The 23,599-nt window shown below is 43.2% G+C and carries 14 protein-coding genes, 1 tRNA gene, 1 pseudogene and 1 CRISPR repeat array; of the genes and pseudogenes, 6 read left to right on the top strand and 10 right to left on the bottom strand.

Going from position 1 to position 23,599, the window contains the following annotated elements; all coding sequences use genetic code 11:
* Window positions 1-22 precede the first annotated feature (22 nt).
* On the bottom strand, window positions 23-463 hold the full coding sequence (locus tag NDA03_RS21940; RefSeq protein WP_348239127.1) for a MerR family transcriptional regulator: 441 nt from the start codon (window positions 461-463) through the stop codon (window positions 23-25).
* A gap of 68 nt (window positions 464-531) precedes the next feature.
* Here NDA03_RS21940 and cas12k point away from each other — a divergent pair, with 68 nt between their 5' ends.
* Window positions 532-2,382 (top strand): type V CRISPR-associated protein Cas12k, encoded by a 1,851-nt coding sequence (gene cas12k, locus NDA03_RS21935; RefSeq protein ID WP_348239126.1) that lies wholly within the window; start codon window positions 532-534, stop codon window positions 2,380-2,382.
* Between the two features lie 535 nt (window positions 2,383-2,917).
* A CRISPR array of direct repeats spans window positions 2,918-3,102; the repeat unit is 37 nt; unit sequence GTTTCAACGACCATCCCAACTAGGGGTGGGTTGAAAG.
* Window positions 3,103-3,325: 223 nt separating this feature from the next.
* On the opposite strand, the gene NDA03_RS21930 is transcribed toward cas12k, so the two are convergent.
* From NDA03_RS21930 to NDA03_RS21920, 3 genes are all read right to left on the bottom strand, one after another.
* Window positions 3,326-3,398: transfer RNA gene (locus NDA03_RS21930), tRNA-Arg, on the bottom strand.
* A gap of 166 nt (window positions 3,399-3,564) precedes the next feature.
* Complete coding sequence (locus tag NDA03_RS21925; protein WP_348239125.1) at window positions 3,565-10,626, bottom strand: ATP-binding protein; 7,062 nt, start codon at window positions 10,624-10,626, stop codon at window positions 3,565-3,567.
* A gap of 400 nt (window positions 10,627-11,026) precedes the next feature.
* Window positions 11,027-12,307, bottom strand: a complete 1,281-nt coding sequence (locus NDA03_RS21920; protein WP_190415916.1) for a class I SAM-dependent methyltransferase — start codon at window positions 12,305-12,307, stop codon at window positions 11,027-11,029.
* A 188-nt stretch (window positions 12,308-12,495) separates the two neighbouring features.
* Here NDA03_RS21920 and NDA03_RS21915 point away from each other — a divergent pair, with 188 nt between their 5' ends.
* On the top strand, window positions 12,496-12,717 hold the full coding sequence (locus NDA03_RS21915) for a hypothetical protein (protein ID WP_190523971.1): 222 nt from the start codon (window positions 12,496-12,498) through the stop codon (window positions 12,715-12,717).
* Window positions 12,718-12,920: 203 nt separating this feature from the next.
* Here the strand turns inward: NDA03_RS21915 and NDA03_RS21910 are convergent, their stop codons facing one another.
* Together NDA03_RS21910 and NDA03_RS21905 are read right to left on the bottom strand one after the other, a co-directional pair.
* Window positions 12,921-13,847, bottom strand: coding sequence for an acyl-CoA desaturase (locus NDA03_RS21910; protein WP_190415914.1), 927 nt, complete (start codon window positions 13,845-13,847; stop codon window positions 12,921-12,923).
* Between the two features lie 115 nt (window positions 13,848-13,962).
* Window positions 13,963-15,108: a peptidoglycan DD-metalloendopeptidase family protein gene (locus NDA03_RS21905; RefSeq protein WP_348239124.1), complete on the bottom strand. Its 1,146-nt coding sequence runs from the start codon at window positions 15,106-15,108 to the stop codon at window positions 13,963-13,965.
* On the opposite strand from NDA03_RS21905, the gene NDA03_RS21900 reads away from it, so the two are divergent.
* Window positions 15,081-15,395, top strand: coding sequence for a hypothetical protein (locus NDA03_RS21900; RefSeq protein WP_348239123.1), 315 nt, complete (start codon window positions 15,081-15,083; stop codon window positions 15,393-15,395). The two genes, NDA03_RS21905 and NDA03_RS21900, sit on opposite strands and share 28 nt — an antisense overlap.
* Window positions 15,396-15,456: 61 nt before the next feature.
* Here the strand turns inward: NDA03_RS21900 and NDA03_RS21895 are convergent, their stop codons facing one another.
* From NDA03_RS21895 to NDA03_RS21880, 4 genes and pseudogenes are all read right to left on the bottom strand, one after another.
* Window positions 15,457-17,385 (bottom strand): glycosyltransferase family 39 protein, encoded by a 1,929-nt coding sequence (locus tag NDA03_RS21895; protein WP_348239122.1) that lies wholly within the window; start codon window positions 17,383-17,385, stop codon window positions 15,457-15,459.
* Window positions 17,386-17,665: 280 nt separating this feature from the next.
* On the bottom strand, window positions 17,666-18,208 hold the full coding sequence (locus NDA03_RS21890; RefSeq protein WP_348239121.1) for a hypothetical protein: 543 nt from the start codon (window positions 18,206-18,208) through the stop codon (window positions 17,666-17,668).
* A 170-nt stretch (window positions 18,209-18,378) separates the two neighbouring features.
* Window positions 18,379-18,876, bottom strand: coding sequence for a HAMP domain-containing sensor histidine kinase (locus tag NDA03_RS21885; RefSeq protein ID WP_348239120.1), 498 nt, complete (start codon window positions 18,874-18,876; stop codon window positions 18,379-18,381).
* Between the two features lie 83 nt (window positions 18,877-18,959).
* A pseudogene (locus NDA03_RS21880) lies at window positions 18,960-21,571 on the bottom strand (serine/threonine-protein kinase PknK); the annotation flags it as partial.
* Window positions 21,572-21,740: 169 nt separating this feature from the next.
* On the opposite strand from NDA03_RS21880, the gene NDA03_RS21875 reads away from it, so the two are divergent.
* The 3 genes from NDA03_RS21875 to NDA03_RS21865 all read left to right on the top strand — a co-directional run bounded on the left by NDA03_RS21875 (window position 21,741) and on the right by NDA03_RS21865 (window position 23,593).
* The gene (locus tag NDA03_RS21875; protein WP_190986160.1) at window positions 21,741-21,893 is read left to right on the top strand and encodes a hypothetical protein; all 153 of its coding nucleotides are present in this window, start codon (window positions 21,741-21,743) and stop codon (window positions 21,891-21,893) included.
* Between the two features lie 285 nt (window positions 21,894-22,178).
* Window positions 22,179-22,535 (top strand): DUF565 domain-containing protein, encoded by a 357-nt coding sequence (locus tag NDA03_RS21870; protein WP_190414525.1) that lies wholly within the window; start codon window positions 22,179-22,181, stop codon window positions 22,533-22,535.
* On the top strand, window positions 22,535-23,593 hold the full coding sequence (locus NDA03_RS21865) for a glycerate kinase (RefSeq protein WP_348239119.1): 1,059 nt from the start codon (window positions 22,535-22,537) through the stop codon (window positions 23,591-23,593). The genes NDA03_RS21870 and NDA03_RS21865 overlap by 1 nt, the downstream gene beginning before the upstream one ends.
* Window positions 23,594-23,599 lie beyond the last annotated feature (6 nt).

Here is a 23,599-nt window from a genome sequence, read left to right as displayed (position 1 = left end):
TAAGCATTACCTCCCATACAGATTAAGCATAGTTATTCCGATCGAGTCTGTTATTCAACTGCTGATGAATTACATCTAAGCATACTGGAATTACAGGCTGACCTTTATCTAGGAATGCGATCGCCTCTTCCCTTTCAAACTCCTCCAACCGAAAATCCTTCCTCTTTCTATTCCAGACCAACATAAACCGCTTCGGCACCCCTGGAGCGGAAAAATCCGGTGCTTTCTGCTTTAAAGCCTGCAAGGCCCTAGCTGCCACCTCAAAACTTAATCCTACCGATAACCAGTATTCCATCACTGCCAACTCAGCCAACTCAGAACGAGAGTAGTAAATACTCCGTCCCGTTCCAGTGGCACTAATCGGAGGTACAACAACTCCCCTTTCCCTCCAATACTGCAACTGGCGCAAACTACAGCCTGTAATCTCAGCCGCTTCTTTACTGCTAAAAAATCTTTCTGACATACCTCTGATTTTACAGAAGGCAGTTATAATACATTTGTGTGCGTATTGAACACTAATGTTCAAAAAGTATGAGCCAGATAACCGTTCAGTGTCATTTAGTTGCAAGCGAATCAACTTGCCATCATCTCTGGAAACTGATGGCAGACCTGAACACGCCCTTAATTAACGAATTACTGGCGCAAATGGCTCAACATCCTGAGTTTGAAACGTGGAGAAAAAAGGGCAGACTTCCGGCTGGAATAGTCAAACAATTGTGCCAACCCCTCAAAACTGACCCTCGCTTCACTAATCAACCTGCACGGTTCTATGCAAGTGCGATTGCCGTCGTTGAATACATCTATAAATCCTGGTTTAAACTTCAGCAACGCCTAGCACAAAAACTGAGTAGGAAAATTAGTTGGTTAGGAATGCTCAAAAGCGATGAAGAATTAACCGCAGAAAGTAACACTTCTGTTGAGGTAATTCGCACCAATGCCGCCGAACTCCTCAACTCCCTATCCTCTGAAGAGGGTAGTATTTATACCAAACTTTGGAAAGTATATAACGATGCAGACGACATCCTTACTCGCTGCGTCGTCTGCTACTTATTCAAAAATAGTAATGAAGTTCCTGAAAAATCTGAAGAAAACTTAAAAGAATTTGCTGAAAACCGTCGCAAAACTGAAATTCAGATTGAACGAATAAAACAGCAATTAGAAAGTCGCATACCCAAAGGTCGAGATTTAACATGGGAAAGCTGGCTAGAGACATTAGCGATCGCATCTACAACTGCTCCCACAGATGAGTCAGAAGCTAAATCCTGGCAAAATAAACTTCTAACTGAACCAAAGCCAATACCCTTTCCAGTGGGTTATGAAACTAATGAAGATTTGACTTGGATTAAAAACGAAAAAGGTCGCCTTAGTGTTAGATTTAATGGCTTAGGCAAACATACGTTTCAAATCTACTGTGACCAACGCCAGCTTAAATGGTTTGAACGCTTTTACGAAGATCAAGAAATCAAAAAAGGCAGTAAGAATGAATACTCTAGTGGTCTTTTTACTCTGCGCTCAGGAAGGATTGCTTGGCAAGAAGGCACAAATACAAATAAAGGCGAACCTTGGAAAATTCATCAACTCATCCTCTACTGCACCGTAGACACCCGTTTATGGACGGCTGAAGGCACAGAGCAAGTTTGCCAAGAAAAAGCGGAAGATATTGCCAAAACCCTTACCAACATGGAGCAAAAAAGCAATCTCAATGACAACCAGCAAGCCTTTATCCGCCGCAAACAATCAACCCTAGCTCGACTTAATAACCCCTTTCCCCGTCCCAGCCGACCCCCCTATCAAGGTCAGTCTCATATTCTTATAGGTGTGGCATTAGAACGACATAAACCTACCACAGTAGCAGTTGTTGATGGGACAAAAGACAAAGTAATTACTTATCGTAGTTTCAAACAATTACTCGGAGATAATTACGGGCTGTTAAACAAACGACACCAGCGTAAACAAAAGGAATCTCATCAACGCCACAAAGCTCAAAGAGATGGAAGCTCCAATCAATTCGGAGATTCTCAATTAGGCGAATATATAGATCGTTTAATAGCCAAAGCTATTGTCACATTTGCTCAAACCTATCATGCAGGTAGTATTGTGTTACCAAAGCTGGGCGATATACGTGAGTCTTTTGAGAGTAAGATTCAAGCGCAAGCAGAGCAGAAATTTCCGGATCTTATGAAAAACAGAAAAGAATACCTCAAGCGCTATCGAATTCAAGTTCATCAGTGGAGCTATGGAAGATTAATAAACGATATCAAAGCCCAAGCCAGCAAATTAGGTATTGTTGTTGAGGAAGGACAACAACCCATCCGAGCAAGTCCCCAAGAAAAAGCTAAAGAAGTAGCAATTTCTGCTTATCGCAATCGTCGTAAATCTTGAAACCTAATTTAGACTCAGTACCTTGACAATAGAATATAATTATAAATGCGCCACAGGTCATGTTCGTTTGAACCTCTGATCTGGAGACAATTATGGGTTTGTTTGACTGTCGGAAGACAGTTGTACTTTCTATTCCCTAGTAGCTGTCCGTCCAGGATGCTGATATCTAAGGTTCCGGCTGTAGAAATGATTAACTTGTAAGTTGAAGTTCACTAGGACTTTAATCTTATGGGGTAGGAGCGCTCCCATGCAAACTGGATGTGGGTTTACCACAGTGATGGCTACTGAATTACTCTTGACCAAGGGGATTACTCTTGACCAAGGGGGCCACCCTAATTTTTTATTTTTCGTGAACCCAAGCGGGGGCAAAATTCCTGGGAGGTTTACGAAAACTGTGAATCCCTTATGGAATATTGATTCCAGTATTTCTGTGGGATGGTTGCTCCTATAAATACAGGACAGATAAAGCGAAAATTTTAGAGGCTTACGAAAATCGCCTCTAAAAGCTCCTCCAGGTAACTGTTGTAGCGATCGCTGTTTCAACGACCATCCCAACTAGGGGTGGGTTGAAAGCCCATTATTTAGCTGCCTCCTTTCTCTGATTTTTTGTTTCAACGACCATCCCAACTAGGGGTGGGTTGAAAGGAAGAACGTGAGCTAACGCGCAGAGAAAAGGCGATCGCGTTTCAACGACCATCCCAACTAGGGGTGGGTTGAAAGTTGGTTAACTATTTTTTAGGGGGTTGAAAGGATAGAGCATCAGATTCTGCTTCAAAAAGAAGTTTTTAAACTTAAAAAATAGCAGAGAATGCCTAAAGCATAGATATGCTAGGTAAATCATTAGCAAGTAGTCAAATCAAGCTAACTTCAATGAGGTCAAATAACTTGACAAGACGACATTAATTTGACAACGATGACAAATAATTAGTCAATCGACATTCAACGAGCATGGAGGGATTCGAACCCCCGACCCTCAGAACCGGAATCTGATGCTCTATCCACTGAGCTACATGCCCTAATAACTTGAATAGTATAACATTTTTTGGGATTTAGCAATTCGGGCATTCCAGATGCTGTTACTTTACGGTAAATTGGTCAGCGGTTGGGCGATGCCTCTCAAAGAAAATGATTCGCTTTGCACCTGACGCCAGAAGTCTTCATTTTGATTGCTCCTGGTCTATATCAGCCTTTTTTTTGCTGCTGAATCGGAATCTCTATAATAAACTCTACGCCCTGTAAGGGTGACGAAATACAGCGAATCTGTCCCCCGTGACGTTCCACCACAATCGAGTAGCTGATAGACAATCCCAAGCCAGTGCCAGCTCCCACCGGCTTCGTCGTAAAGAAGGGGTCAAATATCTTCTTTTGCACTTCCTCTGTCATGCTAGGCCCATTATTCCCAATCCGGATTGCAACCCGATCCTCCTCTACAACAGAGGTGCGAATCCAAATCGTAGGTGATTGTTCATGATTCATGGTTGATTGTTCATGGTCATGACCCGCGAACGATAAACCACAAACCTCTTCTAAGGCATCGATTGCATTACTGAGAATATTCATAAATACCTGATTCAACTGACCTGCATAACAGGCCACTTTAGGCAGGCGAGCAAATTCTTTAACCACCTCAATCCCCAATCGGTTTTTCTGGGGTTTGAGCCGATGCTGCAAAATTAACAAGGTAGATTCAATGCCTGAATGAATATCTACTGGCTTCATTTCTGCTTCATCCAAGCGCGAGAAGTTTCTCAATGACAGCACAATAGATTGGATACGTTCGGCTCCTACCTGCATAGAAGATAAGATTTTCGGGAAGTCTTCTTTCAAATATTCCAATTCAATTGTCTCAATCTCCCGCTGAATTTCTGGAACTGGATCGGGGTAAAACTGCTCATACATCTGTATAAGATTGAGCAAGTCTCGCGCATAGTCATTTGTAGGGGCAAGATTGCCGTAAATAAAATTTACTGGGTTGTTAATTTCATGGGCTACTCCTGCCACCAGTTGCCCAATACTAGACATTTTTTCTGCCTGAATCAGCTGGGCTTGGGTGCGTTGCAATGCGCTTAAAGTGAGTTCTAGCTGTTGTGCTTTCTCTCGTTCTCGCGCTTCTGCTTGCCGCAGCGCCTCCAGATTAGATAACTGAAGATGAAGGTTGATGCGTGCTAGAAGTTCATTTTTCGAGATTGGTTTAATGAGATAATCGTTGGCACCAGACTTAAATCCTTCTACTAGGTCTGATACTTGATTTTTGGCAGTTAACATCAAAATGGGAAGTTCGTTCAGCGAATACTGTTCGCGAATTTTCTTGCAAACTTCATAGCCAGTCATGCGCGGCATCATTACATCCAATAAAATGATGTCAGGTCTTAACCCCTGCGCGATCGCTGCCAATGCTTCTATGCCATTAAAGGCTTGAGTTAAGGAATAGTTTTGCTCCGATAGATAGTTGACCAGCACCTGCACGTTAACTGGCTCATCATCCACTATCAAAATCTTGACATCGCCACTTTGGGTTGCAAATTGCTGTTTAGCAGGTTGCAAGTTTCCAAGTCGAGGTTTCAATTCTTTAAACTTAAACCTTTCTTCAACCTTCAATTCTTCAACCTTCACCTCTTTTGAGAGGGGTAGGGTAAACGTAAATTGGGAACCAACGCCCATTTGAGATTTTACGCAAATTTCCCCATTGTGCAATTCCACTAGCTTTTTAGTAATCGCCAGACCAAGACCAGTCCCTCCATAAATTCTTGCTGTTGAGCCATCAGCTTGTTCAAAAGATTCAAAGATTTTGCCAAATTTCTCTGGGGGAATACCAATTCCCGTATCGGCAACGGTAATCGCTAGATAAGGTAAATATTCAGCGTTAGAAGAATCTTCCTTCTGCTCCTCCTCGACCACAGATGCCGACACTTCTACCACACCAGAATCAGTAAATTTAATAGCATTGCCGACCAGGTTGTAGAGAATTTGTTGCACCCGATCTTCATCAGCATTAACAGACGGTGTATTGGGAGCAATTTTATTGATCAGTTGCAAAGATTTTTTACCAATTAGAGGCTGGCTGAGAGTCAGCACCACATTGGTAATTTCTCTCATTCCCACCGGCTTGATTTTAAGCGGTAGATTTCCATGTTTCAGTTTAGAAAAATCAAGAATATCGTTGATTAAATTGGATAGCCGGTGAGCGCTCGATACTACCATCGATAGATTATAAATTGTCTTCTCAGGCAAATGCCCCGTTACACCATCTATCAAAGATTCGGTAATGCCAATGATGCCATTAAGCGGGGTGCGGAGTTCGTGGGAGGTATTTGCCAGAAACTCGTCTTTTAACTCCTCCATCCGTTTGCGTTCGGTAATGTCTTGGAATCCACTCAGCATTGCTTGCTCGCCGTTGAATGCGATTGGCTGAATGGATAAATTAATCCAAAATGGCGTTCCATCTACCTTTTTTGCCTGAAATTCGTAGTTGCGGACGTACCCATTTTTAGCCAGTATCTTCAGCAACTCTTTTCGAGCCTCAGGATCGTAATGAAATTCTTGTGCCTGACGACCTATCAATTCTTGCGTGGATAGACCCAAAGTTGAGCTACACGCCATATTCGCATACAGAATTTGGCTGTCAGATACACGACTTATCAGTAGAGGAACCGGAGTAGTTTCGGCAATCAATCGAAATCGCTCTTCGCTTTCGCGTAAGCGATTTTCTGCCTGCTTGCGCTCGTCAATTTCTTGCTTGAGGTCAGCATTTAATGCTGTCATCTCATCATAGAGTTTGGCATTCTCTAGAGAGATAGCAATTTGAGAAGACAGCATTTCCAAAACTTTCAATCGGTCAGGTGTAAAAGCATTAGTCGTCAGATTGTTTTCAAGATAAAGCAGACCAATTAGATGCGTTTGCTTAATAATGGGAAGACATAATATAGATTTAGGCTGATATTGTAAAACGTAAGAATCTGATTTAAATAAGCCTTGGTTAGTGGCATCGTTTAAAACTAAATTATTCTTCGTTCTTTTTACATAATTGACAATAGCAGGAGAAACCTTATGACTGGATTCTACGGGAATAAATTGGAGAACAGTTACCTCAGCCCGATCGACTTCTCCCTCAGCAGCGATCGCTAAGTTGCCTGATTCTTCCAGAATGAGAAAGCCTTTCTGCGCTCCAGCATTCTCAATCACAATTTTCATCAACTTTTCTAACAACTTGTCTAAAACGATCTCACTCGCTAAGGTTTGGCTGGCTTTCACGACTGTCGTTACATCCAACAATCCCGAATCGCTGCCAGTACTAGAAGAAATTATGTTGCTCAGACTCCCAGCTTTGCCGGTTACAGATACTCCGGAAAAGAACTGCGGATATTTTTCTTCCACATCATTCACTTTAGCGATCGCGCCCCATTTAAGATAGCCATAGTGAGCTTCCAGAATATGGGCTTTTGCCAGCACAGTGTATCCTTTACCGAAAAAGAACTTTGCCGCTAGTTCATTGGCTATCGCTTCGTTCTGGATATAATCATTTTCTCTAGCTGAGTTAATTGACTTTTCATATAAATCCAAAGCCTCCCCCTCTTTGCCGGTAATTCGCGCTATTTCAGCGGACATTAGTAAATATTTGTGCAAAAAGTTGTCTGGGCAAGCTTCAGACCACTTCCTCATCTTTTCTAGATTTATCAATAGATTTTGCATTGCCTGCTCTTTCTCTACTTCCAGCAAAGTAGGATAAAGAGCTGTTTGAATTAAAGTAGAATAAAAATAATGTTCTGGTATCATGATGGTCGCAAAGGGAATCGAGATCAGTGTTTCCCCTTCTGCGATCGCTTTCATCGCATCATCATATTCTTCGTATAAATAAAGTAGTTGAGCCTTTAAAATACAATAAGTAACATAAAGAGCTGGAACTTTTTTCAATTCATCCCAATGCTCTTCTTCTTTAAAATTATTATCGTTAAAACTTGTTTTTTGTTCTGTTTCTCCTTTTAAACTTAAAACAAACTTCTGGATAACTAAAAACATATCAATAAAAGAGCGTATTTTCTTTTTTGATGTAAATTCTAAACATTTTTGGGCTTCTTGATATACTTCATCCAAATTATCTCCTTTAAATGTTAATTTAACAGATCGGTAGTAAGCTGAATAAGTAGCCCATTGAAAATCGCCAATTTCAATTCCGTCCTGAAAACCATTTTTTAGATATCCCTCACACTCTGTCCTCAAATGATTTTTCCAATGACTAATATACGAACCAAAAATCATGTTAAGTTTACATTTAAAAGTTAAATTATTAAATTTTTCATTCACTTTTAAGGCTAATTCACCATATTGATAAGCTGATTCAAACTCATCTCTTCCTGCCAGAGTCCATCCATAGGACATATAAGCAAAAGAAGTGACATTTGAATTGCCATATTTTAAAGATATATTCACCATTTTTAACATTATTGAATCAAATATATGCTTACCAATAAATCGGGCAGGCGGAGTCATATTTATAAGAATCTTGGTAGCAGCTACTTTCTCCAAATCGGTCATATCTGGCGCATCAATCAAATCTTTAACCTCTCTCCCTGCCAGATTAGCTTTAACCTTTTGGGTCTCAGATTCTATTAGTTTCCTTAGTTCCTTTTCACCATCGGGGAGAGAGATACCAAATAACCTCAATCCTGCTTTACCGATTTCAATCGCTTCTTTAGTTTTCATCAAGTTAGTTGTATATATGATGATTTTCATGATATATACACTTGCTTTTTCTAAATTAGACGCGGCTTTATTTAAAATAATTTCAAAAAACTTTTCACATTCATCAATATTTCCGTTCAGGTATTCGCATTCTGCGCGTTCTTTATAAAGAGATAGTATTAACGGATACTGGAATTCCCAGTCTTTCTCGCAAAGCAGTTCCATTCCAGCAGTTATATATTTTAATGCCGGTTCAAAAGCTGTAGATAGCTTTGCTTTTTTACCAGCCGTTAGATTTAAATTTGCTAGTTCATATTTTGCCTCTTGATTAGTTATGATATCTTTGCCGCAATTAAGCTGATTAACTATATCAAAAATTTTATCTTCTAGTTCTTCTCGATCTGTATTTTTAAGTAATAGCTGACCTACTTTGAGATGAACCTGTTGTTTATCAGTTTCTGGGATTAAGGAATAAACTGCCTGCTGTACGCGGTCATGCAGAAATTTGTAGGCAACAGCTAAATCATTATTGAGAGAAACATTTAAAGTATCTTCTGTATAATCTTGAACGTATTTATATGCATTCCCAATGGGTAGAATCAGCCCTTCCTTAAGGGCTTCCCTAAGTTCAACAGAAGTTTCTACCTGAGACTTTTCATTAACAATCGATAAAACTTTTAAATTGAATTCGTTGCCAATACAAGCTGCAAGTTTTAGGGATTTCTGAGTAGACTCAGAAAGCTTTTTAACTTTTATCACCATTAACTCAACTACATTATCCGTGATTTGCATTCCTCGAATTTTTTTAAGATCCCACTGCCAACATCCCTGTTTTAAGTTAAAGTTAAACAAATTTTCTTCATAAAGAGATTTTAAAAACTGAGTTAAAAAGAAGGGATTACCATTAGTTTTATTAAAAACTAACTTTGCCAAAGAATTTGTTTTTGTTGATTCAGATTTAAATGTGTCGGCAATCAGTGAATTAACATTATTAATAACTAAAGAGTTCAAAGAGATATTATTTACTGCAATATCGCTCTTTTTCAGTTCGTCCAATGTCAGCATTAAAGGATGAGTTGCACTCACTTCATTATTTCGGTAAGCCCCAATCATGAGTAAGTATTTACTATCCGGATCGGTCATTAGCAGATAAATTAATTTTAATGAGGCTGAATCGGCCCATTGTAAGTCATCTAGAAATAAGACTAGGGGATGGTCTTTTGTCGTAAAAACACTGAGAAACTTTTGAAAAACTAAATTCAATCGATTTTGGGCTTCTGTCGGAGCAAGTTCTGGAACTGGTGGCTGTTTGCCGATAATGAGTTCCACTTCTGGAATTACATCAATAATGACTTGACCGTTGCAACCTAGAGATTCTAATAGTTGTGTTTTCCAAAAGTCTATTTTTTCTTGGGTTTCTGTTAAAAGTTGTCGAACTAATTCTTGAAAAGCTTGAATTAAGGAAGCATAGGGAATATTCCGTTTAAATTGGTCAAACTTGCCGGAAATAAAATATCCTCTTTGCCGTACAATTGGTTTATGAATTTCATTAACTAAAGCTGATTTACCAATTCCAGAGAATCCTGAAACTAGCATCATTTCAGTCGAGCCAAGGCTGACTCTTTCAAAAGCTGCCATTAGAGAAGCAATTTCAGAGTCTCGACCATAAAGTTTTTGGGGGATTTGAAATTTATCAGAGATATCGTGTCTACCGAGTGGGAAATCGCTAATTTTCCCTGTACTTTCTAGATGGGTTAGACAAGTCTCTAGATCGGCCTTGAGTCCAAAGGCACTTTGATAGCGATCTTCAGCATTTTTAGATAATAATTTCATTACGATGTCAGACACCGCTGGTGGAATGTTTGGATTCAGATGATTGGGTGGAATTGGAAGGCTGGCAATATGGCAGTGAACTAACTCCATCGGATCGTTAGATTGAAAAGGCACCCTTCCAGTTAGCATTTCGTAAAAGGTGACACCTAAGGAATAAAAGTCGGTACGATAATCAATTGAGCGATTCATTCTCCCCGTTTGCTCTGGTGATATGTATGCAAGGGTGCCTTCTAGCAAATTGGGGTTGCCAATCATCTGGTTTTCTCTGGACAGACGCGAGGCAATGCTAAAATCGGTAATTTTTACCAATCCCGTTTCCGGATTAATAAGGATATTTTGAGGCTTAATATCCTTATGAATAATGTTATTTTGATGGAGTTGACTAATTGTTTCTGAAACATTAATAACTATTTGAATATTTCTTTTTAAATTAATTTTGTTTTTTAAGAGAAAATTTTGTAGTGAATCTCCTCCAAAATCTTCCAAGATTAAAAACCAATATTGATTATATTTTTCTAGTTCTAAAGGTTTAACAATTCCTGGGATAGGTAAGTTATAAGCAATTTCATATTGATGTTTAAGCTTGGCAATTTCCGTGAGAGCTGGATACTCTTGCCAAAGACTCTTAACAATAACAGGTTGCTCATCATGATGGCGATATCCTCGATAAACAACGGTTTTTGTTCCCTCGTAAATTTTTGATGTGATTGTATAACCTGGAATTTTTAGCATAATTTGGTTTGTGTCTCAATTGGTAACTAGAGTCAAATACAGTGTTCGACTGGTCAGGAATATGCCAGGGTATTTATACAGTAATCGTTCGCCAAAGTGCAAAGTTAATAATCTGGCTACAAATGTTGCTGTCAGCCTATCTTTGGTATAAGGTTAGCCACAAAAGTAATGACGCAGACTAAATTTAAACGGGGAATCAGTGTAAGAACTTCTGTATTTAAATGTTCAATCTGCTGGCAACACAGCGTCAGAATCGCTGATTCTGCTCTTGATGCCTGAAAAACAATCCAGCTTTGCTGTTTTCTGGGCATAGTGGTCTACCAAGGCCGTGAGTATTCTGATTGTACAGAGTGACGGCTGTGGCATCACTCTGTAGTAGAAACAAGCAATATTAAAACTCTTAATATAACCAATCTTTACGGGTAAACGGCAATTTCCACGCTTTATCTGCTCGTCGCCGCAATAGGACTTGATAAAGCCCCATGTGGTTCTGTTCAAAGGCAAGAGCGAAACCGATGAGATAGAGCCGCCATAATCGGACTTTACGTTCGCTGCTGAGGGCGATCGCTTTCTCCATCACTGCATCCAAATTAGCTGCCCAACAGCGCATTGTTTTGGCGTAATGCATCCGCCAAGCATCAACATCGACAATCTCCCATCCCGTCTCTTCAGCGACAGCTAAAGAATCGGACAACCTGGACAGCTCTCCGTCTGGGAAGATATAACGTTGAACAAAGCGCTCGTTGAGGCTGGAACCGTCCCATTTTTCTGAGGCGGTGATGCCGTGATTGAGAAACAAACCCCCAGGCTTCAAGGTAGATAAGGCACTCTGAAAATAAATGGGGTAGTTTTTAATTCCTACGTGTTCAACCATCCCAACTGAAACAATTTTGTCAAAGGTTGGCGTTTGGGGTAAGTTGCGATAGTCGAGAAGCTCGACTTTTAGCTGGGTGTCCAAATCTTCTTTGGCGATCGCTTGTTGGTTAAAAGCCAGCTGCTCTTTACTCAGAGTAATACCATATCCCTTCACTCCGTAATGAGTTACAGCCCAGCGTAGCAAAGCTCCCCAGCCACAGCCAATATCTAATAAATATTCACCGGGTTTTAATTGGAGTTTACGGCAGATCAAATCAAGCTTTGCCTGCTGAGCTTCTTGCAGGCTCATCTGAGGATGTTCAAAATAGGCACAAGAATAGACGAGTAAAGGATCGAGCCAAAGACGGTAAAAATCATTGCCGACATCATAGTGATATTGAACAACTGCCAAGTCGCGATCGCGACTATGAGCGATCAATTTCTGCCAAGGTGATTTCTCTGGCTGCGATAAAGGCAATTGGGGTAGACTCAGTGCTTCCATCCAAGCTTTGATTGCTTTGCTGCGATCGCATTGGGAAAAGGAAAGCGCTTCTAAGAGCATCAGATCGTCGATGTTACCTGTAAAGTCTAAAAAGCCCCGAAGGTAAGCTTCCGCTAGAACCAAAGGATCTTGACTCAGAATTAGCGTCCGGATGACTCCGGGATGATGAATCTGCAAAGTGAGTTGAGGAAGCGAGTCATCAAAAGTTTCATTGGTCATTATCTTGTCTGTCCCCCAGCAATCGATGCAGAATTTCAGAGGCAGTAGAGAAAACCGTTCGCTCAAGATATCTCGGATGCCGGTAGGAACAGAAGAATATGACATAGTTGATTTAGCGTGTTAATGGTTATGTGTCAGTAGCAATTGGGGATTTTGGATTTGCTCTCACCCAACGGTGAGGCAACCTTAGCCTGACGATGTAGAGCAACAACGCCGAAATGGTACTAATGATGAGTTTTCAACTCAGCACCATTCATATCTACAGAGGAATAACCATTAATCACTAACAGCGCGTGAAATTTTTCTACACTTGTCTAATCGCAGGCGAGACGACTGCGCGATCGCAGATTCGCCAAAGTTGCATAAACATGGCGGTAGAAAATCTAGCAATTCTCTATTGGATACAGTATGGTTTAACCCCACCCCAACTCCTGCCCGCTTTTCCGGGAGGGATTCAATATTCCCTCTCCGTTCACGGAGAGGGGTTGCGGGTGAGGTTCTTTATATTGCACTAAGAGTGAAAACTCCTATAAACCTAATTTGTAGAGGCAGGTAATCTCCACTAAAAGTAGGGGCACGGCATTGCCGTGCCCCTAGGAAATTTTCGGATATCAGGGTTTAACGCTTTCTAACAACGCCTAACAACATTTTTGAGTTAGTCCAGGCGTTTTATATCAAAATGAGATGCTTTCAGCGGCTAATGGATCAAATTCACTCACTATCCAACTGAAGAAGTGATGCTTTTCAGTTCGATTTCGCTTGAGGATGGAACTTTGACATTCCAGACAAGCCCTAAGCGATTGAGGGCGAGGATACCTAACCAACCGAAATCAAGTTGCCACCATCTGAGTCCAAACCTTGCCGAGTGCTGGAAAGCATGGTGGTTATTGTGCCATCCTTCACCGAGGGTCATGATGGCGACGAAAAGATTGTTCTTACTTTGATCTTCTGTGGGAAATTGGCGTTTTCCCCAAAGGTGGCAGACTGAGTTGACGCTAAAAGTAAACTGGTGCAAGAGGAAAATCCGGATACCTCCGCCCCAGATTAAGCCTCTCAATGCTCCTGACCACGACCCGGTTAAGACTCCACCCAGAAGCGTCGGAATTAACAGAGAAAGTAGCACCCAAAGGATGTAGAGCTGGTCGATTTTTTGGACAACTTTGTCACGATTGAGATCCGAGACATAGGGGTATGGGGGCGTCCAATCGACGTTTAGCAGCCAGCCAGTATGGGCGTGCCAAAAGCCTTGAACAACTCCCCAAAACCCTTCTCCGTGAATATTTGGTGAGTGGAAGTCTTGTTGAGTATCTGAGTAGAGGTGATGACAGCGATGGTGGCTCACCCAGCTGGCGACTGGGCCTTGACCTGCCATGCAGCCAGCGATCGCTAAAAAAGCACGCACAAATGCCCCTGCCTGAAAAGCACGATGGGTGAAAAACCTGTGATACCCCACAGTGATGCCAAAGAAAGTCAGGGCATACATTCCTACGAGTAGGCTCAGATCCAGCGGCTGGACCCCACGTTCCCAGAAGATGATAGCCAGGGTCGCCGCGATAAATCCCACCACAGGCATGGCGACGACGATGACATTCAGTGTTTTCTGAAAATTGCTGATTTTAGAAGGATTAGAGAAAGAGATTGACACTTGTTTGGTTGAAATAGACTACTCGCGCAATAAAACTAAGAATATCTGATTGTTTGCCGTTAAATTCCCGAATAATTGTCCATTTTAGGGCTGATACAAGTCTGTTTCCATAAGCCTAAAGGAAGGTAATCGGGTCTACAGGTGTGCCATTTTTACGCACCTCAAAATGGAGATGGGGGCCCGTAGAAAAGCCAGTAGAACCAACTGCCGCGATCGCATCGGCTCGGTTTACAGATTGTCCTTCCGAAACATAGATTTCGCTGGCGTGACCATATAAGGTAGTAATGCCATTGCCGTGGTCGATAATTACCGCCTTCCCGTAACCTCCATACCATCCGGCAAAAATTACCTCTCCGCTGTTGGCGGCGCGGATCGTGCTGCCATAACTTCCCCCAAAGTCAAGACCAGAATGGAAACGGCGGTAGCCCAGAATCGGGTGGACTCGCCAACCAAAATTGCTTGTAATTCCCGCATCGCTGGGGTAGCTGAAAATACCCGATCCGCGAATAATGTCCCTCCCGCGAAGAATGGCTTTGCTCGCTGCCGCTTCTCTTTCTCTTTTTGCCTTCGCTTCTGCAACTCGTTTTTGAATGAGAGTGCTAATCCCTGCGGAATCCTCTGCTAAAACGTTCTCGGCGGCTTCTAAGGCTTGCCGGTTAGTATTCAAGCGTTGAATGAGCTGCTGCTGAGCCTGTGTCTGAACTTCAAAGTCGGCTTTTTGTGCCAGCAATTGCTGGGTAATCAGAGCAATTTGGTTTTTCTGCTGTTCGATCTCGGTTTTTTGGCGATCGATTTGGTCAGCTTCCGCCTTCAAGTTTTTCAAGATTTGTTGGTCGGCTTGAAACACCAATTTGATCTGGCGACGCCGGTCGGAAAATTGACTGAGATTTTGGCTAGAAAGCAGGATTCCCCATCCTTGGTGAGAGAGTTGCTGGCGTTGCAGGAAACGCAAACGGGCAACTGTGGCGGCTTGCTTTTGTTGATAAGAGCGTTCCGCGCTCGCCAGATCCTCTTGTAACGTCTTTAATTCCTGAGTGGCTCTTTGTAATTGGTACTGGTAGTCATTAAGCTGGGTACCTGTTAATTCCAGGTTTTGCTGCAAGCCACTGAGTTGTCCCTTCGCGGCTTTTTGGAGTTTTGATAAGCGATCGCGTTCTTTAGAATAATTAGACCGCTGCCGATCTAGTTGTTGCTGCATCTGTCGCAGCGTTTCTATTGTGACGGGTGACGGCGATGGTAAATCTTCAGCGAGCACCGGCATCGCTAGCAAAAGCCAAAGGAAAATTAGGCTACAAATTAGGCTACCAACAACCGGCAATCGGCACTGATGCCAAAAATTTTTCCTTTTTCCTGAAGATGGTGCTTTCATCCTTTCAAACTCAGTCGTGCCAAAACGCCGAATTTTATCATGATGCCACCAGAAATTTTATTCACCTAATATTCCAGTCGGCTTGCCGAACAAGCATTGCCGAACCACTGCTTTTCCTGTCCCTCTCCACCCCAACCCCTAAGCGAAAAGACAGAGGCATTGGGCGTGAGGTGTTCTAATCACGGGCAATTATCCAGGCTTAATATGACTGCAAGCTGCGGCAGTTTAACAATTTAGCATTTAGCTAGAGTGTCGATGCTGGACACTGGCGACGATTTGTTTTGACAACCGAATGAGTTGATAAGCACCGGCTTTGCCTAAATTTTGGTACTCCTTGGGCTGTATTTTTGTGTTCTCTAAATATTTAGGCTCAGTCAAAATCAATACCGAAGGTGGCTTGGGTTGAGTCGCCGCGATCGCTTCAATGTATTCCATTGCCGAGCTAACTTTGGCAAAGTAATTCACCGGGCGCTGCGTGTAAAATACGACACTCGGTTTTTTGAAACCAATCATTAATATGGCTTCTCCTGGCTGCTGGACTTGGGCGATCCGTGCCGATAATTCCCGCAGCGGCATCTGACGTGCTCGATCCATCATGAAGTAGGCAGGCGTTACCACAAAGATGATAAAAGCCATAAATCCGATTAGATTTGAAGTCCACAGCCAACGCCACCGCCGTCGTTTCAGCAGCAACCACCCTGTCCAAATAGCGGTTGCTCCCCAGATGATGCCTCCCCACACCGTCAAACCAGATCGTTGAACCATTTGGCGCAGATCGGGCACGGCAGGGTCATATCCTAAGAAGTTTGGGCTGTATAGAAGCGCACCTGCCAGAACTGATAAAAACACCACATTGACAACGCCACTCCAAAACAAAGGACGGAGGAATGAGGGCTGAGGACTGAGGACTGAGGACTGAGTGGGGAATTCTCCTTCCGGCTGGTTAACTGCTAATTCTGAACTACCGACTTCTTCCTCAGTTCTCAGTCCTTTCACCCCAGTCCTCAATTGGTCGCTGAACAAAAGTGCCACCAAAATTCCTGCTGCTGGCATTAAAGGCAGCACATAGCTGGGGAGTTTTGTCACCGCAACGGTGAAGAAGCCAAAGATCCCGGCAAACCAAAATAGAGCAAATAAACCTAAATGAGTGGAACGGGGGGAGTTCCGCCATTTGCTGCGCTGCCAAAAGCGGAGACGGGCGATCGCTACCGGCAAATAAATCGACCAAGGCGCAAAACCCAGCAGCACCACTAGGAAGTAAAAATACCAGGGTGCCCAGTGGTGATTAACAACGCCTGTGAAGCGTTCCAAGTTGTGATAACCAAAAAACTTATTAACGTAGTTTTCGCCGTTCCGCAAAATCACCAAAACATACCAAGGCACTGCCAAAACCAACACCAGTGCCAAGCCCCGAATCGGAAACATCTCCCGCAACACTTCCTGAGCCTTGCCCAGGTAAAGTAGAAAAGCCCCAATAATCAGAACGGGTAAGACAATGCCGACCGGCCCTTTCGTCAAGATTGCCAAGGCAACTAGCACGTAGAAAGCGAGATACCAACGAGTTTGGATCGCGGGTTGGTTGGTGTTGACATAGCCAAGAAAAAAAGAAAGTAGCGCACAACCCACGCAGCCGGTTAGCAGCATATCAGAGACGCCTGTGCGTCCCCAGACAATCATTTCTGGATTTAGAGCGATCGCAGCCGCACCTAGTAAAGCCGATAGCCACAACTGACGCTGCGATATCATCCCATCCCTAGCTTGCCCCGTCACCGCACTCGGAGAAGGAAGCCCATAGTAGCGCAACGTATAGAAGCCTAATCCCGTCACAGCGATCGCAGACAGCGCCGAAGGCAATCGCACCGCCCATTCATTGACGCCAATCAGTTTATAAGCGATCGCCATCAGCCAGTAAACTAACGGCGGCTTATCAAAGCGCGTCTCCCCGTTAAAATACGGTGTAATCCAATCTCCCGTCACCGTCATCTGGCGGGCAGCTTCAGCAAACAGCGGCTCAGTTTCATCAACCAGACCGATATTCCCTAAATTCCACACAAAAGCCAGCCAGCAAACCACTAGCACCCACAGAATCGATAGACTCACCAGCACGCTGGGATGCTTCTCCCAAGATTTCCACCAACTTCTAACCGTTCGCTCAACCCTAAATTTCATGAACCCCCGAACCGTCCGTCAGTAATGGGCAACCTCAAAAGGCATTTTCCCAGACCTTAATCTAGCTGGAAATGCGACGCCAGCGCACCCATTGCAAGATGTCATGACTCCCACCTACCCAGCAGCACTTCCTGACTCTGGCAAAACCTATGTGTTCCCTAAATTGTCAGCGGTGAATGGGTACTTGATAAGAAGTCATGGGTAATTCGTCCGTAGAGGAGAAAAAACAACTGACTCCTAACTGCTGACTATAAACGAATGACCCCTGACTATCTACGACCTAAGATTGCAAAACCAGTTGCCATTCCGACACCTGAGCATTCCAGACAGGCAGAGGCGTCTCACCCACAACGTACGGTCCCCAATACCGGCGGGAACCATCTTGGGCAAATGCCACCAAAATATCCCCCTTTTTTAGCTGCAAATCCCCTCCAGGCAACGATAAGGTCACGCCCTGACTCCCCCCTTCTCCTGGGGCAAAATCCCAGTGTGCTGGCTCCCCATAAGATGTCGTTGGGGGCTGATAAGTCAGCAACGCCAGCCGTAACGGATACTCCGTTTGATTCGTCACCCGTAAAGGTCCCTGACGAGTCGTAATGAGCGGGATTTGTCGATCGTCTGTGGGCGAGGCAACTGGTCTAGAGTTCGGCAACTTTCCTGCGCCGGGGGGATTTTCCCGCAGTGAAGCATTCGTTTTTGAGAGCAACGAAGCATCTAACTTTGCCCAATTGAGTTCCACCCGCTCCTGAAGCAGTCCCAGCCCCAACCCGATGAGTCCTAAAAGCACAGCAATCAGAAACCCAGGGTAAACCTTTAAAATCATAAGCTTTTGGATAGTCTTTCAGGAGTTTACCTTCCTTGATGGCAAAAAGCTCCGCCAAAGACGGACTCTTCGCGTGAGCGATCGCGCCAATCGCCATTTTTCATCTACGCCACAAAACAAGAATCTTGGGTGACGCTTCTAGACACTCAAGCTTTGGGCGTTTCCTGCCCCTATAACACTTTTGAGAGGGCTGCCTTGAGCGGAATCTCAATCATAAACTTCGTCCCTTCTCCTGGCGCTGAGATACAGCTCAATTGCCCACCATGTTTATCTACGACAATCTGATAGCTAATGGATAAACCTAGCCCCGTCCCCTTGCCTACCGGCTTCGTTGTAAAGAAGGGTTCAAACAGACGTTGCCGAACTTTTTCCGGCATTCCCGGTCCATTGTCAGCAATCTGAATCGCTACTTTCTCACCATTGATTACTTCCGTGTGAATCCGAATCTTTGGCAAGGGGTAATTCGCACTTTCGGGTCGATTATTGATTCCCCGTATCTTCTTACTCATTACCTCATCGATTGCATCAATTGCATTCGCCATAATATTCATAAACACCTGGTTAAGTTGTCCGGTGTAACATTCCACTAACGGCAACTCACCATTCTCTTTCACCAGCTCAATTGCCGGACGCTCCGCGCTCGCTTTTAGACGATGCTGTAGAATCATCAACGTGCTTTCTAACCCAGCATGAATGTCCGCAGGCTTTCCGATTGCTTCGTCAACCCGCGAGAAGCACTTGTTAACGTTACGAGAGTAATTCCCAGCCGTTCCAAAACTTGTAGCCCTGTATCGACGGCTTTAACCATCTGAAATTGACAGCTATAAATCTGGATTTGTAGCTCGTTTACCTTTACTTCGTCGATTAAACTTGTAGATTGTTCTAGGGCAACTTCAGCTAAAGTAGCTGCCTGCTCAAAGTTGATATTTAAGTATTCTGCTTCCGCTGGCTCAAGATGAAGTGTAAGCGTTAAATCGTAGTGGCTTTGCCAGCTATTTTCAGTAAGCAGTCTTAGTCCTGCAGTTAAGTATCTGGCAGATGCTTCATAAGCCGATGCTGCTTTGGCTTTTTTCCCAGCCATCAGATTGAGTTGGGCAAGTTCATCTTTGTCTGCTTGGTGAACAAGCAACTCCGCCCCAATATTGAGCTGGTTGACAATATCAAAAATATTCTCTTCCAGTGCATATTTAGCTGTTTTTTGTAACAACTGTTGACCAACTTTTAGGTGGGTTAATTTTTTCCGCTCCTCCGGAATCAAAGAATAAGCCGCTTGCTGCACTCGGTCGGGCAAAAATTTATAACTAATCCTGATATCTTCAAGCAGAAAATCTCCTTTTTCTGCTTGATCAAAAAATAGAGGGATTTTATAAGTATTGCTCAAAGGTAAAACTAAACCAGCTTGAAGCGCCTCCCACAAATCATCAGCAGTATTGATTAAAGATTGCTTATTGACAATAGATAGAGCCTCTAAGATAAATTGGTTTCCAATGCAAGCAGCTAATTTTAGAATTTCCTGGGTTTTTGTCGACAATCTTTGAATATTTCTGGCAACCAGTTCGACGACGTTATAATCTGTAATCCCAATCCTTTGGATTCGATCGAGATTCCAAAGCCAGCGACTTTCAACAAAGTCGAAATGTAAAAAACGTTCAGAGTAAAGTGTCTGAAGCAGTTGTGTTAAAAAGAAGGGATTACCTTGAGTTTTATGAAAGACAAGCTCAGCGACTTCCTTCGATCTTTCGGTTTCTTGAAGGGTATCAGCTACTAATTGATAGACATTTTCAATATCCAAAGGACGAAGAATAATGTTATTGACAATCGCCTCTGTTTTTTTTAGTTCGTCCAAAGCTAGCATCAACGGATGAGTTTGACTAACTTCATTATCTCGATAGGCTCCAATCATTAACAGATATTGACTGTTGGGGTCAGTCATCAGTAGTTCGATGAATTTTAAAGAAGCTGAATCTACCCACTGTAAGTCATCCAGGAAAATAACCAGCGGATGTTCTGGCTTTGTAAAGACATGAATAAACTGTTGAAACACCCGGTTGAAGCGATTTTGAGATTCACTGGGTTCTAGTTGTGGAACTTCTGGCTGAACTCCAGTAATTAGTTCGACTTCGGGTATAACATCAATAACAATCTTACCTTGCGATCCCAAAGCATTTTCTAGCTTTTCTTTCCAAAAAACTATCTGTTCCTGACTTTCTGTTAATAGTTGCCGGATTAATTCTTGCAAAGCTTGAATCAGAGCAGCATAAGGAATATTTCGCTTAAACTGGTCAAACTTACCCGCAATAAAATATCCGTGCTGACGCACAACGGGTTTATGAACTTCTTGAACCAAGCAAGATTTACCAATACCTGAATAACCCGAAACTAGCATCATCTCAGTAGTTCCAGCACTGACTCGGTCAAAGGCATCCATTAGGGTAGTTACTTCAGTTTCACGACCATACAGTTTTTGAGGGATGAGCAATTGCCCAGATTTATCTCGCTGACCTGGAAGAAAATCTTCAATTTTGCCATTTCTTTGCAGTTGAACGAGGCATTCCTCTAAATCTACCTTTAATCCTTGGGCGCTTTGATATCGATCTTCAGCGTTTTTAGCTAATAATTTCATTACAATCGCTGAAATTGATGCCGGGATATTTGGATTGATTTGGTCAGGAGAAGCAGGTTGTTTAGCAATGTGAAAATGAACGAGTTCCAGCGGGTCAGTAGAAGAGAAAGGTAAATTTCCCGTCAGCATTTGATAAAAGGTGACGCCTAGCGAGTAAAAGTCGGTACGGTAGTCAATCGACCGATTCATTCTGCCTGTTTGTTCGGGCGACATATAGGCAAGGGTGCCTTCTAGTAAAGTGGGATTACCTTGTGTCTGAGTTTCTCTAGAAAGACGCGATGAAATGCTGAAATCTATAATCTTAACTTGACCAGTTTTAGAATTCATTAGGATATTGTGTGGTTTAATATCTTTATGAATAATCTGGTTTTGATGCAAGGCGGCAAGGGTATCTGCTAGCTGAATAGCAATCGGAAGAAACTGGTTTAAATCAGTTTTCAGGGGAGATTTGATAACTTTTCTAGAGATTCTCCGTCAAAATATTCTAATACTAACGCTAGACCGTTGTTATAGTTTTCTAATGCCAGTGATTTAACAACCCCTTCTATATCCAAAGGGAGTAAAATTTTATACTCATGTCTCAATCGAGAAATTTCTTCAAGAGTGGGATATTCGGCTTTAAGGGCTTTTACACTTACAGAGATTAGTTCAGCCTCTCTAGTCCCCTGATAAATAACTGTTTTAGCTCCTTCATGAAGAGGTAAAGTGGAAAGCTGATAACCCGTTAGGTTGATGCTCATTTTCGGAAGTTTAATAAGTATAGTATTGGCGTGTGATGTTGATAGATGCTAGGAGAGGAGGCTTGCTTAGAGGAATTGATCTAGGATAAGTTATCGCGAAATTAACACAGGTTGAATTGATACTTTTTTCTATAAATTTTTAATTCAATCTTTAAATCTCATAGAGCGTATGAGAGTTGTTGAGTTTTGGTTGTTGCGTTTTATAAGTTCCTCACAATTAGAAAATGTAGAAAATGATTTGGAGGAAGTGCAAACCTATGCTGAATATGTAAAATGGAGCGATCGCTACCCCATTGCCGCAGCGCGATCGCTCCAATCCTAAGTTGTCTCCTGATTACCGTTGCCAGGGCTATCTGTATGCTGGTTGGCATAGGAGAAGGCACGGACACATCATCTCATCTGTATTGAGAATGCCCTTACTTTTAAGAAAATTTTTGATTCTAAATAAATCTCTATATTACAAACACAAATCTTTATTAAGGCGGCGATCGCGCTTAGCGCCGCCTCCAGCTTTATAAAACTTCCCAATCGAGGAAGTGGTAGGAGCATCAGATAATTAAAAAAAGCTTTTGGAAAGCAGGACATTACTTCGGAGTCAGCCTCAACGATGCAAAGGACTCGTCTCAACAATCTCTTTGATGTTGTCAGCCAACAGCTGAGGCGATGGTTTCGCAATCCCTGGCGACGGATATCGCTGGTGGTGATGAGCCTATTAGTGGGCGTGTTTCTAGGAACCGCTATTCCCACAACAGCGGGACAAACCGCTAACTGGGATGTGATTGCCGCTGGATTTTTAATTTTTTTCACCGAAACCGTGAATCGGTTCGTTTACGGCAGAAACCGGCGAGTTGTGCCAACAGGTGAAGGCGTTCCCAACCGCTTATTAGTGACAGAAATGTTGAATGCGCTGAAAATTGGTCTGACTTACAGTTTATTTATTGAAGCCTTTAAACTTGGTTCGTGATGGACTCTCTTCGCCAAATTTTTAACGATTGGATCGCTAGAAAAACGCCGACTTCAGCACAGTTGGAACATTTGGCAGCACAGGCGCTAGCGGATGACTTCCGGGCGAAAGCTTTTGGGATCGCACCCGCCAATGTGGAGGAAGTCATCCGCAAGCGATCGCATTTGTTCCTCTTAATCTATCCCCATCTTTCCTCAGTCCTTAGCCCGCAGTTCCTATCCCTCAGTTTAGAAACGCTGTGGAACCTCTGGCTTCCCCTAGCCACAAAACTAGCGCAGGATCGGCAACAGTTAGGACGCCCCCTCATCCAGGGAATTTTAGGGGGACAGGGAACTGGCAAAACGACTCTGGGAGCCGTCCTTACCTTAATTCTCAAACACCTAGGGAACTCGACACTCAGCCTGTCTCTAGATGACCTCTACAAAACCTATCGCGATCGCCTTGCCTTAAGAAAGCAAGACCCCCGCTTGATCTGGCGCGGGCCACCCGGAACCCACGATATTCAATTGGGTTTAGACGTTTTGGACTGTCTGCGTCAGCCATCCGGGCAACCGATTCCAGTCCCTCGCTTTGATAAATCTGCCTGGGAAGGTGCCGGTGATAGGACGCAGCCAGAAATTGTCCAAGACATCGATATCATCCTGTTTGAAGGGTGGTTTGTCGGCGTCCGTCCCATAGACCCTGCTGTCTTTGACAATGCGCCACCGCCGATTCTAACCGCTGCTGAGCGAACGTTTGCCCGTGACATGAATGCCCGATTGCAGGACTATGTACCTTTGTGGGAACGGTTAGATCGGCTGATGATGCTGTATCCCGTTGATTATCGTCTGTCTGTGCAGTGGCGACGGCAGGCAGAACACGACATGATTGCTGCTGGTAAATCTGGCATGACAGATTCGGAAATTGATGAATTTGTCAAGTATTTCTGGAAATCGCTCCACCCAGAGTTATTTATCAAACCGCTGACGAGAAATCCTAGGACGGTAGACTTGGTGATTGAGATTAATCCCGACCACTCCCCCGGTGACGTTTATCGACCGAGCGATCGCACTGATTAAAACCAA

Source organism: Trichocoleus sp. Lan (assembly GCF_039961855.1).
In the GTDB taxonomy this organism is placed as follows: domain Bacteria; phylum Cyanobacteriota; class Cyanobacteriia; order Cyanobacteriales; family FACHB-T130; genus FACHB-T130.
The sequence above is the reverse complement of the archived record's forward strand: the minus strand, read 5'-3'. Positions and strand labels throughout refer to the sequence as shown.

Coding starts and splice junctions, on each gene's coding strand:
- cas12k (WP_348239126.1), top strand. CDS start 532: ATGAGCCAGATAACCGTTCAGTGTCATTTAGTTGCAAGCGAATCAACT.
- NDA03_RS21890 (WP_348239121.1), bottom strand. CDS start 18,208: ATGATTTTAAAGGTTTACCCTGGGTTTCTGATTGCTGTGCTTTTAGGA.
- NDA03_RS21870 (WP_190414525.1), top strand. CDS start 22,179: ATGCAAAGGACTCGTCTCAACAATCTCTTTGATGTTGTCAGCCAACAG.
- NDA03_RS21905 (WP_348239124.1), bottom strand. CDS start 15,108: ATGCCGGTGCTCGCTGAAGATTTACCATCGCCGTCACCCGTCACAATA.
- NDA03_RS21885 (WP_348239120.1), bottom strand. CDS start 18,876: ATGATTCTACAGCATCGTCTAAAAGCGAGCGCGGAGCGTCCGGCAATT.
- NDA03_RS21920 (WP_190415916.1), bottom strand. CDS start 12,307: ATGTCATATTCTTCTGTTCCTACCGGCATCCGAGATATCTTGAGCGAA.
- NDA03_RS21900 (WP_348239123.1), top strand. CDS start 15,081: ATGGTAAATCTTCAGCGAGCACCGGCATCGCTAGCAAAAGCCAAAGGA.
- NDA03_RS21875 (WP_190986160.1), top strand. CDS start 21,741: ATGAGAGTTGTTGAGTTTTGGTTGTTGCGTTTTATAAGTTCCTCACAA.
- NDA03_RS21895 (WP_348239122.1), bottom strand. CDS start 17,385: ATGAAATTTAGGGTTGAGCGAACGGTTAGAAGTTGGTGGAAATCTTGG.
- NDA03_RS21940 (WP_348239127.1), bottom strand. CDS start 463: ATGTCAGAAAGATTTTTTAGCAGTAAAGAAGCGGCTGAGATTACAGGC.
- NDA03_RS21865 (WP_348239119.1), top strand. CDS start 22,535: ATGGACTCTCTTCGCCAAATTTTTAACGATTGGATCGCTAGAAAAACG.
- NDA03_RS21925 (WP_348239125.1), bottom strand. CDS start 10,626: ATGCTAAAAATTCCAGGTTATACAATCACATCAAAAATTTACGAGGGA.